The sequence below is a fragment of the Sphingopyxis sp. KK2 genome (genome assembly GCF_001990265.1).
In the GTDB taxonomy this organism is placed as follows: Bacteria; Pseudomonadota; Alphaproteobacteria; order Sphingomonadales; family Sphingomonadaceae; genus Sphingopyxis.
Genome location: NZ_LYVN01000036.1, coordinates 1 through 15,549, shown reverse-complemented (window position 1 = coordinate 15,549; position 15,549 = coordinate 1). Strand labels below are relative to the sequence as shown.

The 15,549-nt window shown below is 65.0% G+C and carries 21 protein-coding genes; 10 read left to right on the top strand and 11 right to left on the bottom strand.

Annotated elements, in window-relative coordinates; translation table 11 throughout:
* Positions 1-59 precede the first annotated feature (59 nt).
* From B1A78_RS08365 to B1A78_RS08345, 5 genes are all read left to right on the top strand, one after another.
* On the top strand, positions 60-266 hold the full coding sequence (locus B1A78_RS08365) for a hypothetical protein (RefSeq protein WP_306171648.1): 207 nt from the start codon (positions 60-62) through the stop codon (positions 264-266).
* 174 nt (positions 267-440) lie between these two features.
* A complete protein-coding gene (gene fdxA, locus B1A78_RS08360; protein ID WP_077146512.1) occupies positions 441-779 on the top strand; it encodes a ferredoxin FdxA in 339 nt (112 codons plus the stop codon).
* Positions 780-1,402: 623 nt separating this feature from the next.
* Positions 1,403-2,053: an ATP-dependent Clp protease proteolytic subunit gene (locus B1A78_RS08355; RefSeq protein WP_077146523.1), complete on the top strand. Its 651-nt coding sequence runs from the start codon at positions 1,403-1,405 to the stop codon at positions 2,051-2,053.
* Between the two features lie 212 nt (positions 2,054-2,265).
* On the top strand, positions 2,266-3,534 hold the full coding sequence (clpX, locus tag B1A78_RS08350) for an ATP-dependent Clp protease ATP-binding subunit ClpX (RefSeq protein WP_077146511.1): 1,269 nt from the start codon (positions 2,266-2,268) through the stop codon (positions 3,532-3,534).
* A gap of 306 nt (positions 3,535-3,840) precedes the next feature.
* Positions 3,841-7,257, top strand: coding sequence for a TonB-dependent receptor (locus tag B1A78_RS08345; protein ID WP_256837529.1), 3,417 nt, complete (start codon positions 3,841-3,843; stop codon positions 7,255-7,257).
* 309 nt (positions 7,258-7,566) lie between these two features.
* On the opposite strand, the gene B1A78_RS08340 is transcribed toward B1A78_RS08345, so the two are convergent.
* The 10 genes from B1A78_RS08340 to B1A78_RS22615 form a co-directional block, all read right to left on the bottom strand.
* Positions 7,567-7,977, bottom strand: coding sequence for a SufE family protein (locus B1A78_RS08340; RefSeq protein ID WP_077146509.1), 411 nt, complete (start codon positions 7,975-7,977; stop codon positions 7,567-7,569).
* An 83-nt stretch (positions 7,978-8,060) separates the two neighbouring features.
* A complete protein-coding gene (locus B1A78_RS08335) occupies positions 8,061-8,306 on the bottom strand; it encodes a hypothetical protein (protein ID WP_077146508.1) in 246 nt (81 codons plus the stop codon).
* 23 nt (positions 8,307-8,329) lie between these two features.
* The gene (locus B1A78_RS08330; protein ID WP_077146507.1) at positions 8,330-8,599 is read right to left on the bottom strand and encodes a hypothetical protein; all 270 of its coding nucleotides are present in this window, start codon (positions 8,597-8,599) and stop codon (positions 8,330-8,332) included.
* A 27-nt stretch (positions 8,600-8,626) separates the two neighbouring features.
* Positions 8,627-8,899, bottom strand: a complete 273-nt coding sequence (locus B1A78_RS08325) for a hypothetical protein (protein ID WP_077146506.1) — start codon at positions 8,897-8,899, stop codon at positions 8,627-8,629.
* An 11-nt stretch (positions 8,900-8,910) separates the two neighbouring features.
* On the bottom strand, positions 8,911-9,228 hold the full coding sequence (locus B1A78_RS08320) for a hypothetical protein (protein ID WP_077146505.1): 318 nt from the start codon (positions 9,226-9,228) through the stop codon (positions 8,911-8,913).
* Positions 9,229-9,239: 11 nt separating this feature from the next.
* Positions 9,240-9,539, bottom strand: a complete 300-nt coding sequence (locus B1A78_RS08315; protein ID WP_077146504.1) for a hypothetical protein — start codon at positions 9,537-9,539, stop codon at positions 9,240-9,242.
* Positions 9,540-9,569: 30 nt separating this feature from the next.
* Positions 9,570-9,950 carry an envelope stress response membrane protein PspC gene (gene pspC / locus B1A78_RS08310; protein WP_056345403.1) on the bottom strand — a complete coding sequence of 127 codons (381 nt, stop codon included), beginning with the start codon at positions 9,948-9,950 and terminating at the stop codon, positions 9,570-9,572.
* 1 nt (position 9,951) lies between these two features.
* Positions 9,952-10,227, bottom strand: coding sequence for an envelope stress response membrane protein PspB (gene pspB, locus B1A78_RS08305; protein WP_077146503.1), 276 nt, complete (start codon positions 10,225-10,227; stop codon positions 9,952-9,954).
* 12 nt (positions 10,228-10,239) lie between these two features.
* On the bottom strand, positions 10,240-10,902 hold the full coding sequence (pspA, locus tag B1A78_RS08300; RefSeq protein ID WP_077146502.1) for a phage shock protein PspA: 663 nt from the start codon (positions 10,900-10,902) through the stop codon (positions 10,240-10,242).
* A 94-nt stretch (positions 10,903-10,996) separates the two neighbouring features.
* Positions 10,997-11,170, bottom strand: a complete 174-nt coding sequence (locus B1A78_RS22615; protein WP_179102011.1) for a hypothetical protein — start codon at positions 11,168-11,170, stop codon at positions 10,997-10,999.
* A gap of 174 nt (positions 11,171-11,344) precedes the next feature.
* Here B1A78_RS22615 and pspF point away from each other — a divergent pair, with 174 nt between their 5' ends.
* Positions 11,345-12,370, top strand: coding sequence for a phage shock protein operon transcriptional activator (gene pspF, locus B1A78_RS08295; protein ID WP_077146501.1), 1,026 nt, complete (start codon positions 11,345-11,347; stop codon positions 12,368-12,370).
* A 7-nt stretch (positions 12,371-12,377) separates the two neighbouring features.
* Here pspF and B1A78_RS08290 read toward each other — a convergent pair whose 3' ends face one another.
* Positions 12,378-12,896 carry a hypothetical protein gene (locus B1A78_RS08290; protein ID WP_077146500.1) on the bottom strand — a complete coding sequence of 173 codons (519 nt, stop codon included), beginning with the start codon at positions 12,894-12,896 and terminating at the stop codon, positions 12,378-12,380.
* Between the two features lie 227 nt (positions 12,897-13,123).
* On the opposite strand from B1A78_RS08290, the gene rplU reads away from it, so the two are divergent.
* The 4 genes from rplU to B1A78_RS08270 all read left to right on the top strand — a co-directional run bounded on the left by rplU (position 13,124) and on the right by B1A78_RS08270 (position 15,332).
* Positions 13,124-13,603 (top strand): 50S ribosomal protein L21, encoded by a 480-nt coding sequence (gene rplU / locus B1A78_RS08285; RefSeq protein WP_077146499.1) that lies wholly within the window; start codon positions 13,124-13,126, stop codon positions 13,601-13,603.
* Between the two features lie 48 nt (positions 13,604-13,651).
* Positions 13,652-13,921, top strand: coding sequence for a 50S ribosomal protein L27 (gene rpmA, locus B1A78_RS08280; protein ID WP_077146498.1), 270 nt, complete (start codon positions 13,652-13,654; stop codon positions 13,919-13,921).
* A gap of 237 nt (positions 13,922-14,158) precedes the next feature.
* Positions 14,159-14,755, top strand: a complete 597-nt coding sequence (locus B1A78_RS08275) for a GNAT family N-acetyltransferase (RefSeq protein WP_077146497.1) — start codon at positions 14,159-14,161, stop codon at positions 14,753-14,755.
* 172 nt (positions 14,756-14,927) lie between these two features.
* Complete coding sequence (locus B1A78_RS08270; protein ID WP_077146496.1) at positions 14,928-15,332, top strand: DUF3597 domain-containing protein; 405 nt, start codon at positions 14,928-14,930, stop codon at positions 15,330-15,332.
* Positions 15,333-15,549: the final 217 nt, after the last annotated feature.

Below are 15,549 nucleotides of genomic sequence, written 5' to 3'. Positions count from 1 at the left end.
GGCTCGACAAATTGCTGTGGTACCTGCGTTTCGCGCGCTCGCGCAGCATCGCGCAGGCGATGGTCGCGGCGGGGCATATCCGCGTTGCCGGCCGCCGCGTCACGCGCGCATCGGCGGCGGTCCATGCCGGTGAGACGATCGTGCTGCCGGTCGGCGAGCGGATCGAGGTGATCCGCCTGCTCGCCTTGCCGCTGCGCCGCGGCCCCGCGCCCGAGGCACAGGCCTGTTACGTCCGGCTCGAACCCGAACTGCCCGCCGCCAGCTGAACTATCGACGGCGCGAGAAAAGCTGTGCCGCGAATAGGGCGCGAAGCGGCTATCCGGTGAGAGTGATTCGCAACAGTCGCTTAGCGTTGACGCGCCCGCTTCGCGCGGCTTAGAGGCGCTGGAAACGCATCTGACGGACGGCGAGGACGCCGCCTTCAAAGGGAGCCGATACCCATGACCTATGTCGTCACCGACGCCTGCATCCGCTGCAAATATATGGACTGCGTCGAGGTGTGCCCCGTCGACTGTTTCTATGAGGGCGAGAATATGCTCGTCATCAACCCGAACGAATGCATCGACTGCGGCGTGTGCGAACCCGAATGCCCGGCCGAAGCGATCCTGCCCGACACCGAGAGCGGCCTCGAGAAATGGCTCGAGCTCAACAACAAGTTCAGCGCCGAATGGCCGAACATCACGGTCAAGAAGGACACCCCGCCCGACGCCGACGAGTTCAAGGGCGTCGAGGGCAAGTTCGAGAATCTCTTCTCGGCCGAGCCCGGCGAAGGCGACTGACGCCGACCGACAGGAATCAGCAGGGGCGGGACTTTCCCGCCCCTTTCTTTTTGGGGCCGGGTAAACGGACGAAGATACGGCTTGCGGGTAGAAGAGAAGGCCGGGACGTCCCGCTCTCTCCCCTTCAGGGGAGAGATACGCAGGCTTGCCGGTTTACCGGCTAGCCGGAGTTGAGAGGGGATTGGACGCGTCCCCCTCTCCCGACCCTCTCCCCTGAAGGCGAGAGGGCTACAGGCCCGCTCTCCACCCCAAGGACCGCCATTGCACCCCGCCAACGCCCGCCACGATTTTTCCGCTTTCCTACTTTATTCCGTCGCGATAGCGTTCCCGATATGATCCGCCGATCATCCGTTTCGCTTCCGACCCCGGCGCGCGCCCGCGCCGCCGGGCAGGTCGAAGAGAAGGGGGACGTGGTGTGACCTTTGTGACCTTTCGAATATAATCGCGCGGGGCTGCGCGCCCCTCGCGGCCCCCGAATCGCATCGGCGCGATCGTGCTTCGGGACGCGATCGGTCCGATTTGCCCCCTTGAAACGCTTCGCCTTGCCGCCGATGTAGGGCGCCGAGGGGCAGCCCGCCGGATTCTCCGGCGCGGCATCCCGGACAATGAAGGACGAATTTTCCATGATCGACCCGCTCGCCGCCCTGGTTCCCGTCGTCGTCGAGCAGACGAGCCGCGGCGAACGCAGCTTCGACATTTTCTCGCGCCTGCTGCGCGAACGGATCATCTTCGTCACCGGCGAGGTCGAGGATAATATGGCTTCGCTGATCACCGCCCAGCTCTTGTTCCTCGAATCGGAAAATCCGAAGAAGGACATCTGGATGTACATCAACTCGCCGGGCGGCGTCGTCACCGCGGGCATGGCGATCCACGACACGATGCAATATATTCGTCCGCGCGTCGGCACCGTGTGCATCGGCCAGGCGGCGTCGATGGGCAGCTTCCTGCTCGCCGCCGGCGAACCCGGCATGCGCGTCGCGCTGACCAATGCCCGCGTCATGATCCACCAGCCGTCGGGCGGCGCGCGCGGCATGGCGTCGGACATCGAGATCCAGGCGAAGGAAATCCTGCGCATCCGCAAGCGGATGAACGACCTGTACGTCAAATATACCGGCAAGTCGTTGAAAGAGATCGAAAAGGCGATGGACCGCGACACCTTCCTCGAGGCCGACGAAGCCAAGGCTTTCGGCCTGGTCGACCAGGTGTACGACCGCCGCCCCGGCGCGCCGGGCGACGACGCGCCCAAGGACGTCAGCGAAGGCCCGACGCCCTGATTCGACACAGGCGAACGGGCGGCAAGATCGCGGTAACCGCGTTTCTTGACGTCGCGTTCGCCGCCCGCCGCTAGCCGGGACATTGTACCCATGTCACCCAATTGCCATATTGTAATGTGGGGGACGCGGGCTAGGATAATCGACGGCGTCGCCAGCGGGGGCGATGCCAGCATGGGTCCGACGACAATTCGTCCGACCCCAAAAGGAATTTTATGACCAAGCTCTCTGGCTCCGACAGCAAGAGCACCCTCTATTGCTCCTTCTGCGGCAAATCGCAGCATGAAGTGCGCAAGCTGATCGCCGGGCCGACCGTCTTCATCTGCGACGAATGCGTCGAACTGTGCAACGACATCATCCGCGAGGAGATCAAGGGCGGCGTCGCCGCGCGCAAGGACGGCGCGGTGCCGACCCCGCTCGAAATCTGCCAGCACCTCGACAATTATGTGATCGGCCAGAATGTCGCCAAGCGCGTGCTGTCGGTCGCGGTGCACAACCACTATAAGCGCCTCGCCAATTCGGGCCGCGGCGACGATGTCGAACTGGCGAAGTCGAACATCCTGCTCGTCGGCCCGACCGGCAGCGGCAAGACCCTGCTCGCGCAGACGCTTGCGCGCTTCCTCGACGTGCCCTTCACCATGGCCGATGCGACGACGCTGACCGAAGCCGGCTATGTCGGCGAGGATGTCGAGAACATCATCCTCAAGCTGCTCCAGTCGTCCGACTATAATGTCGAAAAGGCGCAGCGTGGCATCGTCTATATCGACGAAATCGACAAGATCAGCCGCAAGGCCGAGAATCCGTCGATCACCCGCGACGTGTCGGGCGAAGGCGTGCAGCAGGCGCTGCTCAAGCTGATGGAAGGCACGACCGCGTCGGTGCCGCCGCAGGGCGGGCGCAAGCATCCGCAGCAGGAATTCCTGCAGGTCGACACGACGAACATCCTGTTCATCGCCGGCGGCGCGTTCAGCGGCCTCGAAAAGATCATCGGCGACCGCTTGCAGGGCAAGTCGATCGGCTTCGGTGCGCATGTCGCCGGCCCCGACGAGCGCCGCCAGGGCGAAGTGCTCAAGAATATCGAGCCCGAGGATTTGCTGAAGTTCGGGCTGATCCCCGAATTCGTCGGCCGCCTGCCGGTCATCGCGACGCTCGAGGATCTCGACATCGATGCGCTGGTCAAGATCCTGGGCGAACCCAAGAACGCGCTGATCAAGCAGTATCGCAAGCTGTTCGATCTGGAAGAGGTCGTGCTGACCTTCACCGACGACGCGCTGGTTGCGGTCGCCAAAAAGGCGATCGAACGCAAGACCGGTGCGCGCGGGCTGCGCTCGATCGTCGAGGCGATCCTGCTCGACACGATGTTCGACCTGCCCGACCTGACCGACGTGGTCGAGATCGTCGTCGACAAGGATGTCGTCGAGGGCCGCAAGGACCCCGTGCGCGTCTATGCCGACAAGGCGAAAGAGGCCGGCGACGCCGCCTGAGTCGCGGCGCGCGCCGCAAAAGCGCGCGCCGACGATGTTGCATTGCAGCAACAGTCCCCGGGAAAAACGCACCGCGGCTTGTGGATAAGTTTCCGCTGAAACCGGAAAACCCCCGTTTTCCGATGCCGCGCCGCGCGCGCGGCCGGACCCGGGCTTGCACTGTCACAATTGCTGTCACAATCGTGCCACATGCGGGCTTCAGGGGCGCTCGCAGGTTGAGGCGCGCCCCAGATCGTGCGCCCGCCGAATGCACACCAAAGGGGACATCCTGACATGAAACTTCGTTATTCGATCGCCGCTAGCCTTATGGCTATCAGCGTCGCGACCGTCGTTGCGGCGCCGGCGCAGGCGCAGCAGATCACCACCGGCATCCAGGGCCAGGTCAACGACGACAACGGCGCGCCGATCGGCGGCGCGACGGTCGTCGTTACCGACACTCGCACGGGCGCGGAACGCACGCTCACCACCGGCGCCGATGGCCGCTTCGTCACCTCCGGCCTGGTTACCGGCGGACCCTACAGCGTATCGGTCAACGCCGGCGCCTATGAAGGCCAGTCGATCAACGACGTTTACACCACGCTGCAGGGCAACACGTCGCTGACTTTCTCGCTGTCGTCGGGCGGCGGCGAAATCGTCGTCACCGGTTCGCGCGTTCGCGTGACCCAGCTCGCCGTCGGCCCGGGCACCAGCTTTACCGCCGAAGTCCTGGCCAACGCGCCGAGCTTCAACCGCGACGTTCGCGACATCATCCGCCTCGACCCGCGCGTCAGCCTCGACCGCGATGACGGCGGCTCGGGCGTCGACCGCATCTCGTGCCTTGGCGGCAACGACCGCGGCAACGCCTTCACCGTCGACGGCATCAGCCAGGGCGACGTTTACGGCCTGAACGACACCGGCTTCTCGTCGCGCTCGTCGACCCCGCTGCCCTATGACGCGGTTCGCGAAACGCAGGTCCAGTTCGCACCGTTCGACGTCGACTATGGCCAGTTCACCGGTTGCGCCGTCAACGTCGTAACCAAATCGGGCACCAACGATTATCGTTTCGGCGGTTTCTTCGAATATTCGGACAACGGCATGCGCGGCGACAAGCTGCCTGGCACCCCCGTTCCCCCGATCAAGCCCGACAAGCGCTGGGGCGTGTGGGCCGGCGGTCCGCTGATCAAGGACAAGCTGTTCATCTTTGGCGCCTATGAGCATCAGGAAGCGGGCCAGTCGCAGGACAACAATCCGACCGGTGTCGGCACCGGCCAGACCGGGATCAGCGTCGAGCAGTTCAATGCTATTTCGGATGTGCTGAGCAGCGTCTATGGCGTCGAAACGGGCCCGCTGGTGACCAACCGTCCGTTCAAGAACGACCGCTATTTCGGTCGCCTCGATTGGCAGATCAACGACCAGCATCGCCTTGAGCTGACCTATCAGCGGCTCGAGGAATCGGTGATCCGTCCCGACGACCTTTTCACGGGCAACTCGCCGCAGGCTATCGGCCTCAACACCTATTATCTGAGCGGCACCAAATCGAACTATTATTCGGGTCGTCTCTATTCGCAGTGGAACGAGAGCTTCTCGACCGAAATCCGCTACTCGCGCTCGGAAGTGCAGGATCTGCAGGACCCGGTCGGTGGCGGCGAAGCCCAGTCGGCCAATCCGATCCCGCGCTTCATCGTCGGCATCGACAACCCGACCGGCACCGATGGCACCGTCCTCGCCGGACCCGGCACGTCGCGTTCGGCGAATGATCTGCAGACCACGATCGACCAGTATCGCGCGGTCGCGAAGCTCGAAGTCGGCAACCACACGCTGAAGGTCGGCGGCGAATTGAACCGCGCAGACCTGTTCAACCTGTTCGTCCAGAATGCGACGAACACGCTGGTGTTCCGTAACATCGACGACCTGCGCGCGGGCCTGTTGTCGCCGGGCGTCCGCCCCGCCGGCGCGAACCCGCTCTGCACCACCCCGACCACCACGACCACCCCGGTCAACGTCGTCAACGGTTGCACCTTCGGCGCGTTCGGCAACGTCACCGCGACCGGCGACATCAACAGCGCAGCAGCGCAGTTCAACCGCAGCCTCTATTCGGTCTTCGCGCAGGACGAATGGCAGATCAACGACGCGCTCAGCGCCGTCGCGGGTGTCCGGGTCGATTGGTATGACGGTGGGCGTCCGGACTATAATCCGGTGTTCCAGCAGCGTTACGGCATCCCCAACAACACGGGCTTCAGCAACCTTGCGCCGATCGTGATGCCGCGCCTCGCGCTGACCTATGACATGGACGATTTCGCGGTGTTCAGCCGGGCGCAGCTGCGTGGCGGCGTCGGCATCTTCTCGGGCGGCGATCCGCTCGTGTGGTTCGGCAACGCCTTCCAGAACGACGGCAGCGCCTTTGCACAGGGCACCACCGGCGCTGCCGGCTGCCCCACCGGCCAGATCGATGTCGTCGTCAACGGCCAGTTCACGGGCGTGCCGTCGTGCTTCGTCTCGGCCGCTTCGGCCTCGGCCGCGCGCGGTCAGGGCTTCACCCAGTCGATCGATCCCGACATCAAGATCCCGTCGGTGCTGCGCGCCAACATCGGCTTCTCGTCGGAACTGAATTTCGCTCCCTCGGGCTTCTTCAGCGGCTGGAACTTCAACGCCGACTATATCTACAGCAAATATCGTGACGCCTACACGATCGTCGATTTGAGCCAGGTTCCCGATCCGCGCGGCGGCACGCGCCCGGCCTTCGCGATCGACGGACGCCCGATGTATGTGACGATCGATCCGCTGAACGCGGGTTGCAGCGCCAAGCTGGTCGGCATCACGCCGACGCCGGTGTACAGCGGCGTCACTGCGGCCTGCTTCACCACCGGTCGCGAAGACGAATTGATGCTGACGAACGGCGGTAGCTTCCGCAGCCATTCGGCGTCGTTCCTGCTGTCGAAGAATTTCGACGGCGGCATCTTCACCGACGGTGGTTCGGCCTATTTCAGCTTTGGCTATGCCTTCTCGGACTCGCAGGATCGCCGGAACATGTACAACTCGACCGCGGGGTCGAACTATGACCAGACCGCCGCGTTCGATCGTCAGAACCCCGCAGCTTCGCGTGGTTTCTTCAACAGCCGCCACAACATCACGCTGTCGACGTCGTTCGAGGAAACCTTCTTCGGCGATCTGGGCACGCGTCTTGGTGCGACCTTCGTGGCGCGTTCGGGTCGTCCGTACAGCCTGACCTTCACCGGCGGCTCGGTGTTCAACGACAATGCGTCGGGTACCGACAATGCGCTCGCCTATATCCCGACGGGCGCCACCGATCCGAACGTCTCGCCCTTGTCGACCGCGGGCGTTGCCCAGGCGGTCGCCGATTTCGCGAGCGGCCTCGGCTGCGCCAAGAAATATATGGGCCAGACGATCGCACGCAACACCTGCTCGAACGACTGGTATTTCGACGTCGACCTGTCCTTCTCGCAGGAACTGCCCGGGCCGGGCAACCTGTTTGGCCGCAAGGACAAGATCAAGCTCTATGCCACGATGGACAACTTCCTGAACTTCCTCGACAAGGACTGGAACGTTCAGCGTCGCCGCGATTTCGCGGGTCGTCAGGACATCGCAACCGTGAGCGGTGTCGATGCCGACGGCAAGTACATCTTCACCAGTGCTGCTGGCCTGAATTCATTCGACGCCGACAACCTGGTCAACATCAGTTCGTCGATTTGGCGCCTGAAGGTTGGCGTGTCGTACGAATTCTGATCGTAGGACAGACCGGACAGATCGGGGCGCGGGAGGAAACTCCCGCGCCCTTTTCTTTGGCGGCTAAGGGGTGGGAAGCGAAGGTTCCATGATCGTCACCCCGGATTTGATCCGGGCTCTCGCTTGGCACCGTCGATCAGCGGGACACCGGGTCGAGCCCCGGGACGACGAAGAGGCAAAGAGTCCCGATCCCCAGCGAAAGCCGGGACCCAGAGCGGTCGAAGGCCGGCGTCGCGTCATCACGCCATGGACCCCGGCCTTCGCCGGGGATCAGGTCAGATGGGTCGGCAAACGCCCGACTGCTGCCATTCAGCCCGCGGCGATACGCCGGGCGGTGTCCTGGACGAGCGCGATCATGTTGGGGACGCCCTGCGTGCGGTTCGACGACAGCTGGCGCGTCAGGTCGAAGCGGGCGAGCGCGGCGGCGACGTCCATCGTCGCGACTTCGGCCGCCGGCCGGTCCTGCACCGCGGCGAGAACGAGCGCGACAATGCCCTTGGTGATCGCGGCATTGCTGTCGGCGAGGAAATGCAGGGCGCCGTCGTCGGAGGGCACGGGATAGACCCAGACGCTCGCCGAACAGCCGCGCACCAGCGTCGCATCGGTCTTGAGCGCGTCGGGCATCGGATCGAGCGTGCGACCGAGATCGATCAGCAGGCGATAGCGATCGTCGCCGTCGAGAAAGTCATATTCTTCGAAAATATCGTCGAGGCTGCGCATGGCGGCGGCCCTGACAGATTTGGCGCCTGGTGAAAAGGGGGAGCGCCAGCCCTGATCCGTCGCCCCCCTGCGGGGCGACGGCTTCAGAGGTCGACGCCCGCAGCGATCGCCTCGAGCTTGCGCAGCCGTTCCTTGAGGTCGGCGATTTCGATGCGCGACCCGGCGTTCGGGACATGCGCGTCCTGCGCCATCGGGGCATGGCCCGCCGCGAGTTCCTCGCGCTTGAGCTGGATCCAGTCGCGCCAGCCGCGCAGCGCCACGATGCTGACGATGGCAAGGGCCGAGAGGGCCACGGCGGCGGCGGTGAGGTCGGGGGTGATGAAGGCCATGAGCGGGGCTCCCTTATCGGCGTTCAGATTTGCGAGCGGTCGCGCAGCCGTTCGATTTCCTCGTCGAGGCTGACGGCGCGGTTGTTATCGGTGGCGATGCGTTCGAGCACCTGGATACGGTCCTTGAGCGCGCGGATTTCGGCGAGCAGCGCCTTGGTCTCTTCCTTGTCGGCGGCATTGCCGACGAAATATTCATTGCCACGATTGTCGCGGCGGATGCCGTGCTTGGCCTTGATGATGCCGCCGATCGTCACGATGAGGACGATGCCGACGACCATTTCAAACGGACCCATGTCGGGCTCCTTCCCTAATTAACTGTCTCAGTTGAGCGGCGCGTCGCGCAGCTTTTCGATTTCTTCGGCGACATCGACGCCCTTGTCGGTGACGATGCGTTCGAGGACGCGGACACGCTGTTCGAGCCGTTCGGTGTGCGCCGCATATTGCGCCGCCTTTTCCGCCGTCTCGCTGGTGATCGCCTGGAGCTGGCGCTCCTTGAATTTCAGGTGGCGCTCATAGGCGGCAAAGCCGATCCCGAAGATCACCGGAAGTCCGACGACGATGAAGAAAAAGCCCAGGACAAATCCGCCGCTCATCGTTCAACTCCTCAGTTCGCGGGGCGCCGCAGCGCCTCGATCTCGTTCGCCAGCCGGCCGCTTTCGTCGGTGACGATGCGCTCGATCACCGCGAGGCGGTCCTTGACCGAACCCAGTTCGGCGCGGAGCTGGGCATTTTCCTGGCTCAGCAGCTTGACGCGTTCCATCGCCTCGTCGCCGGTCTTGGGGTAGACCGCCTTGCCCCAGCTGTTTTCGAGCGGGTAGCCGTTCTTGACGCGGAGCCAGGTGGTGAAGACCCATCCGCCGACGCTGGCGAGGCCGATGATCGCTGCGACGGGGGCGATGGCGTTCAGAAAATCGAGATTCATGTCGTGTCCCCTCAGCGCAGCCGGTCGATCTGGTCGGCGAGCTGCGCGGCCTGGCCGTTGTTTTCGGTCGCGATGCGTTCGAGAACCGAGATCCGCTCTTCGAGCCGGACGATCTTGTCGGCGAGCTTGGCATTGTCGCCTTCGAGCAGCGCGATTTTTCGATCAGCGTCGGGGTCGGTTCGATGAACCGTGCCACCCCATTCATTTTCAACCGGATAGCCGTGCTTGGCGCGGGTCCAGGTGGTGAACATCCAGCCGACGATCGACAAGGCGATGATCGCGAGAACGAAACCGGTACCACCGAAATTCATTGGTCTTCTCCCTGTTGCCGTCAGCCGCGCTCAGCGCAGGCTGTCGATCTCGTCGGCGAGCCGACGGTTGTGGCTGGTGTAGTAGAGTTCGATGTCGGCGAGCCGGCGGTCGATGTCGCGGAAGCGCGAGCGGATGTCGCGGGTCGAGGCGGTCGGGTTCGAACGCACGCCCTGCCAGAATTTCGCTTCCTCGTTCGAGCCATAGAGCGCGAAGGGTTTCGGCGTGCCCATCCAGGCAACCATCCAGTAGGCGATCAGCGTCCAGGGGAAGCCGCCCATCAGCGTGAGCAGCACGGCGCCGACGCGGACCCAGAGCACATCGACCCCGCTGTAGTCGGCGATCCCCGAACACACGCCGCTCCATTTGGCGTTCTGCTTGTCGAGGTAGAATTTGGTGCGGCTGGCAGACATCTCAGTTCCTCCTGCTCGGGTTTTCGAGTTGCGCCAAATCTTCATCGCTGCGAACCGCGGGGCGGAAATCGGGATGGTCGGCGCTGATGATGCGTTCGACGGTGTGGAGCCGGTTTTCGAGCCGGCGGGCGGTGTCATAGAGTTCGTCGAGCAGCTGCTCATCTTCTCCGGTCAGCGTCTTGGCCTGCTTCCACTTGGTGACATAGTGGAGGATGAGCCAGGGCAGACCGAGGAAGAGTGTGCCGATGACGATCGGGACGATAATCACTTCTTCCATCGGTCCGGCTCCTTAGTTCTTGCCCTGCGCGGCCTTGAGCGCCGCGAGTTCCTCGGCGACCTTGTCGGCGGCCTGGAGGTCGGCGAATTCCTCGTCGAGCGACTTCTTATAGCCCAGGCCCGCGGCTTCGGCACGGCCTTCGGCCTCGTCGACGCGGCGCTCGAGCGTTTCGAAGCGCGAGAAGGCGTCTTCGACGCGGTCGCCGCTGGTCATTTCGCGCAGCTTGTAGCGATTCTCGGCGCTTTCGAGGCGGGTCGAAACGCTCGACTGGCGCGCGCGCGCTTCGCTGAGCTTCTTCTGCAGCTTGGCGATGTCGTTCTCATAACCCTTCAGCGAGTCGTCGAGCACGGTGATCTCGGCCTTCAGTCGCTCGGCCATGTCGCCGGCCTTCTGCTTTTCGACGAGCGCGGCGGTGGCGAGGTCTTCGCGGTCCTTCGACAGCGCGAGTTCGGCCTTTTCCTTCCAGCTGTCCTGCAGCCCTTCGAGCTTGGTGATGTGGCGGCGCATTTCCTTCTGGTCCGCGATGGTGCGGGCGGCGGAAGCGCGGACCTCGACCAGCGTCTCGTTCATCTCGAAGATGATCTGGCGGATCATCTTTTCGGGATCTTCGGCCCGGTCGAGCAGGTCGGTGACGTTGGCGGCGATGATGTCGCGGGTGCGTGAGAAAATACCCATTTGACTAAACTCCTGATCGAAACGTCTTGCGTGTTTGAAAAATGCTGGTGCCGGGGCGGGGCAAGGGGGGAGAGTGCCCCGGCACCAGTGCCGGTCAAGCCATCTGGCTGACCGCCGGGGTGGCTGCAGCGGCCGCGATCGCCATGCCGCCCGGGGAAGCGGCGATGCCGAAGGCGACTTGGGGCTGGTCGATCACGCCGACGAGAATGGCCAGGGCGCCGATCGCGCTGAGCGCGAAAGTGGTCGTCTGGGCAAAAATCGGTTTCATGGTCGTCAGTCCCTTTTTCGCTGCACCGGTGCGTGCTGCGCCGGTTCGATAAACGTAATGCAGAGAGCGTGCCAATTGCCGATAGCGGCGGAAAAGCGCGCAACTTCACTGTGAAATGGCACCACACACCGATTTACCTTGCCAATCAGCGGGAAAATTTGCCAATCATTGGGAATGGAGCGCGAAAGCCAATTCATCGGCCAGTCGGTCGCCTTTCAGGACTCGGTCGAGCGCGCGAGCCTCGCCGCCTCGCTCGACCGTCCGGTGCTGGTGATCGGCGAGCGCGGGACGGGCAAGGAGCTCATCGCCGAGCGCCTCCACCGCCTGTCGACGCGGTGGGACCGGCCCTATGTCATCATGAACTGCGCCGCGATGCCCGAGACTTTGATCGAGAGCGAGCTGTTCGGGCACGAGGCGGGCGCCTTCACCGGCGCGACCAAGACGCGCGCGGGGCGATTCGAGGAGGCCGATGGCGGCACGCTGTTCCTCGACGAGCTTGCGACGCTGTCGATGGGGGCGCAGGAACGACTGCTGCGCGCGGTCGAATATGGCGAGGTCACCCGCGTCGGTTCGTCGCGCCCGATCCGCGTCGATGTGCGCATTGTCGCGGCGACCAACGAGCATCTGCCTGCGCTCGTCGACGACAACCGCTTTCGCGCCGACCTTCTCGACCGGCTGTCGTTCGAGGTCATCACCCTGCCCCCGTTGCGCGCACGCGAAGGCGATATCGAGGTGCTCGCGACCTATTTCGGGCAGCGCATGGCGGCGGTGCTCGGATGGGACGAATGGCCGGGCTTCGGCCCGCGCGCGCTCGCGGCGATGGAGGGGCACGACTGGCCCGGCAATGTCCGCGAGCTGCGCAACGTCATCGAGCGCGCAATCTATCGCTGGGCCGACCCCGAAAAACCCGTCGATGCGCTGAGCTTCGATCCCTTTGCGAGCCCCTGGCAGCCTGCGGCACGCAAGGCCACGCCGAAGGCCGAGGCGCCCGCGCCCGCATCGCCCGATACGCCTGCGCTTCCGGCGGCACCGCCGTCAGGGGTGGTGAGCGACCTGCGCGCGGCGGTCGATGCCTATGAGAAGCAGATATTGTCCGACACCATGGCGCGCTGCCGCTTCAACCAGAAGATCGCGGCCGAGGCGCTGGGGCTGAGTTACGACCAGATTCGCCATGCGCTCAAGAAGCACGGGTTGAACTAGGCGCGGATCATTCGCCCGGCAGCTGCGCGCTCAGCGCCTGCAGCACCGCATCCTGCCCCGAGACGATGTCCGACAGACGGTCGCGCAGCGCATAGATGTCGGGCAGGCCGTCGATTGCCTCGTCGACGCTGCGTTCGATATAGAGGCGTTCGATGTCGGCAAGCGCGCCGGTGAGCGGCGCGCGCGACGCGGTCAGGCGCGAGATCGCCTGTTCGGCGACGACCCAGCGCTCGCTGGCGACCGGCGCGCCCGCGGCCGCGCCGACCAGCTGCGCGGTCGCATCGCGCTCGGCGGCAAACGCCTGTTGGCCGGCGACGCCGTCCGATTCCCAGCGCGCGAGACGGCCCGCGAGATCGGCGGGAAGCGGCCCCGGCGGCGGCACGACGACCGGGGTCGGCGCGACGTTCAGCCGGCCCTCGACTGCGCGCTTGGCGAGCGACGGGGCGGCGGGCGACTGCGCCGCAGCACAGGCCGGAAGCGACAGCAGAGCGGCGATGGCCGGGACGAGAAAGGCGGTGCGCGTCATCGCCGTCCCTGATATGGGGCGCGGCGCCGACCAGCAAGCACCGAATCGGCCGGTCGGGCGCGAATCGCCGCCCACCGGTAAAAAGCCGCAAAAGCACGGAAATATGCGGTTGACAGCTCGGCCCTCGCTCGCTAGTGGGCCTGACTTTCCCGCTTGCCGGAAAATTCGCCTGCTTCGGCGGGTGACTGGCAGCGCGGGTGTTTTAGTTTCTGATTGGATGGAAGACCATGTTCGCAATCGTGCGCACGGGCGGCAAGCAGTATCGCGTCGCCGCTGGAGACAAGATCGCCGTCGAGAAGATCGCCGGTGAAGCTGGCGACACCGTGTCGCTGGGCGACATCCTGCTGGCCGGTGACGGCGGCGAAGTGAAGAGCGCCGACGGCCTCGTCGTTTCGGCCGAGATCATCGCCCAGACGCGCGGCGAAAAGGTCATCGTCTTCAAGAAGCGCCGCCGGCACAATTATCGCCGTCGCAACGGCCACCGCCAGTCGCTGACGCTGCTGCGCATCCTCGCCGTCGGCGAAGCCAAGAAGGCCGCGCCGAAGAAGGAAGCCGCCGCTCCGGCCCCGAAGGCTGAAGAAGCTGCTGCCGCTCCGGCCGCCGAGAAGAAGGCTGCTGCGCCGAAGAAGGCCGCCGCGCCCAAGGCCGAAGCTGCCGCCGAAAAGAAGCCCGCTGCCAAGAAGGCAGCCCCCAAGAAGGAAGCCTGAGCGCGGCAACGCAGCTCGGCCCCTCAAGCGAAACAAGGAGTTTAGGTCATGGCACATAAGAAAGCAGGCGGTTCTTCGCGCAACGGTCGCGACTCAGCCGGCCGTCGCCTTGGCGTGAAGAAGTTCGGCGGTCAGGAAGTGATCGGCGGCAACATCATCGTGCGCCAGCGCGGCACCAAGGTGTACCCGGGCGTCAACGTCGGCATGGGCAAGGACCACACGCTGTTCGCAGTCGCGGACGGCCGCGTCCGATTCCACGACGGCAAGCTTGGCCGCAAATATGTGTCGGTCGACGCCATGGCGGAAGCCGCAGAATAGGACGATTCCCAGGGTCGTCCGCAAGGGATGACCCGGAACGGTCCTTTCCACCCGCAAGGTGGGAACAAAGTTCGAAAAGAGGGAGACGGGTCACCCCCGATCTCCCTTTTTTCTTGCCCGAAATCCGTGCGCTAGCGGATGGGCGCGAAAATCGGGCCGATCATCTCCCTCACTATCGACTGTCGTCAAAGCGTCACCATCTGGCGCCACGGCGACAGGCAAATGGGAGTGACGTAAATGTTCGCACGAACCGAAAGACTATTGCTGCGGCCCGGCTGGCAGGAGGACGCACCCGCGCTGGCGCGCGCGATCGGCGAGGAAGGCGTGGTCCGCAACCTCGCGACCGCGCCCTGGCCGTATCGCGAGGAGCAGGCGATGGAATTCCTCGCCAAGCCGATCAACCCCGCCGAGCCGCGTTTCCTGATCTTCAGCCGCACCGGCGGTTCGCCGCGCCTCGTCGGCGGCTGCGGCATCTCGCCCGCGCCTGACGGTACGCTCGAGATGGGGTACTGGATCGCCCGCCCCTATTGGGGACTGGGTTTCGCGACCGAGGCGGGACGCCAGCTGATCCGCATCGCGCGCGCGATGAACCTGCCGCGGCTCACCGCCGGGCATTTCGTCGACAACCCGGCCTCGGGCGCGGTGCTGCGCAAGCTGGGCTTCCGCCCGACCGGGCAGATCGCGCAGCGTTACAGTCTGGCGCGCGGCGGCGAAGCCGCGTGCGCGCTGTTCGAGGAAGGGGACGGCGACAGCGATGCCGCCGTCACCCCGATGCGAAGCCGCATCGGGGTGGACGAGGATTTCCGCCAGGAACTGCGCCTGAAGGCAGCGTGATCCGCCGCGCCCGGACCCGCCGGGCGGGCGGATCGAACCGCGCCCGCATGCGTTGAGCCAAGGTGCGCGGGCGAGAGCCATCGGGCCGTCACCTCGCCCGCCCATATCGGATCCGCGGCGCATGCGACTCCAGTCCCGGGGTCGGTGCCGCCGCCATGATGGGAGCATCGCCATGGGTATCTTCAGTTCGATCAAGGACGCGATCTTCGGCAAGAAGGCGGAGGCCGCACCACCGCCCGTCGCGGCGCCGGTCATTGCGGATGCGCCCGTCGCGCCCGCTGCGCCGCAACCCGTTCCCGCAGCTCCCGTCGCGATCAGCGAGGTCGATGTGGAGGCGATCCTGTCGGCGCAGGCCGCGGGCGCCGGACAGCAACTCAACTGGCGCAGCTCGATCGTCGACCTGATGAAGCTCGTCGGCATCGACCCCAGCCTCGCCAACCGCAAGGAGCTGGCGACCGAGCTCGGCTATACCGGCGAACTCGACGGCAGCGCCGAAATGAACATCTGGCTGCGCAAGGCGGTGATGCGCGAACTCGCGGCGAACGGCGGCACCGTGCCCGCCGACCTCACCGACTGACCAACGCGCGACAATTTTCGACCGGGGTCGGGGAGCCAAGGGCTTTCCCGGCCCCTTTTCGTTGACCCGCGCGCGGCGCCGCCTAGACAGGTTTCACAAGAAACAAAGTTGCAAGGGAGCGCCGCGTGCATCACAGCCTTTCCACCCCCGTCAGCCGCCGCCACACGCTCGCCGCGCTCGGCGCGGGCACCGCGGGCCTTGCCATCGCCGGCTCGGC

What these genes read in the sequence shown, in the direction of transcription:
- B1A78_RS08325 (WP_077146506.1), bottom strand. Translation starts at nt 8,899, where the DNA reads ATGAGCGGCGGATTTGTCCTGGGCTTTTTCTTCATCGTCGTCGGACTT.
- B1A78_RS08315 (WP_077146504.1), bottom strand. Translation starts at nt 9,539, where the DNA reads ATGAATTTCGGTGGTACCGGTTTCGTTCTCGCGATCATCGCCTTGTCG.
- B1A78_RS22615 (WP_179102011.1), bottom strand. Translation starts at nt 11,170, where the DNA reads ATGAAACCGATTTTTGCCCAGACGACCACTTTCGCGCTCAGCGCGATC.
- B1A78_RS08320 (WP_077146505.1), bottom strand. Translation starts at nt 9,228, where the DNA reads ATGAATCTCGATTTTCTGAACGCCATCGCCCCCGTCGCAGCGATCATC.
- B1A78_RS08355 (WP_077146523.1), top strand. Translation starts at nt 1,403, where the DNA reads ATGATCGACCCGCTCGCCGCCCTGGTTCCCGTCGTCGTCGAGCAGACG.
- pspC (WP_056345403.1), bottom strand. Translation starts at nt 9,950, where the DNA reads ATGTCTGCCAGCCGCACCAAATTCTACCTCGACAAGCAGAACGCCAAA.
- B1A78_RS08335 (WP_077146508.1), bottom strand. Translation starts at nt 8,306, where the DNA reads ATGGCCTTCATCACCCCCGACCTCACCGCCGCCGCCGTGGCCCTCTCG.
- fdxA (WP_077146512.1), top strand. Translation starts at nt 441, where the DNA reads ATGACCTATGTCGTCACCGACGCCTGCATCCGCTGCAAATATATGGAC.
- B1A78_RS08365 (WP_306171648.1), top strand. Translation starts at nt 60, where the DNA reads ATGGTCGCGGCGGGGCATATCCGCGTTGCCGGCCGCCGCGTCACGCGC.
- rplU (WP_077146499.1), top strand. Translation starts at nt 13,124, where the DNA reads ATGTTCGCAATCGTGCGCACGGGCGGCAAGCAGTATCGCGTCGCCGCT.
- B1A78_RS08270 (WP_077146496.1), top strand. Translation starts at nt 14,928, where the DNA reads ATGGGTATCTTCAGTTCGATCAAGGACGCGATCTTCGGCAAGAAGGCG.
- B1A78_RS08290 (WP_077146500.1), bottom strand. Translation starts at nt 12,896, where the DNA reads ATGACGCGCACCGCCTTTCTCGTCCCGGCCATCGCCGCTCTGCTGTCG.
- clpX (WP_077146511.1), top strand. Translation starts at nt 2,266, where the DNA reads ATGACCAAGCTCTCTGGCTCCGACAGCAAGAGCACCCTCTATTGCTCC.
- B1A78_RS08345 (WP_256837529.1), top strand. Translation starts at nt 3,841, where the DNA reads ATGGCTATCAGCGTCGCGACCGTCGTTGCGGCGCCGGCGCAGGCGCAG.
- pspF (WP_077146501.1), top strand. Translation starts at nt 11,345, where the DNA reads ATGGAGCGCGAAAGCCAATTCATCGGCCAGTCGGTCGCCTTTCAGGAC.
- B1A78_RS08275 (WP_077146497.1), top strand. Translation starts at nt 14,159, where the DNA reads ATGTTCGCACGAACCGAAAGACTATTGCTGCGGCCCGGCTGGCAGGAG.
- B1A78_RS08340 (WP_077146509.1), bottom strand. Translation starts at nt 7,977, where the DNA reads ATGCGCAGCCTCGACGATATTTTCGAAGAATATGACTTTCTCGACGGC.
- rpmA (WP_077146498.1), top strand. Translation starts at nt 13,652, where the DNA reads ATGGCACATAAGAAAGCAGGCGGTTCTTCGCGCAACGGTCGCGACTCA.
- pspA (WP_077146502.1), bottom strand. Translation starts at nt 10,902, where the DNA reads ATGGGTATTTTCTCACGCACCCGCGACATCATCGCCGCCAACGTCACC.
- B1A78_RS08330 (WP_077146507.1), bottom strand. Translation starts at nt 8,599, where the DNA reads ATGGGTCCGTTTGAAATGGTCGTCGGCATCGTCCTCATCGTGACGATC.
- pspB (WP_077146503.1), bottom strand. Translation starts at nt 10,227, where the DNA reads ATGGAAGAAGTGATTATCGTCCCGATCGTCATCGGCACACTCTTCCTC.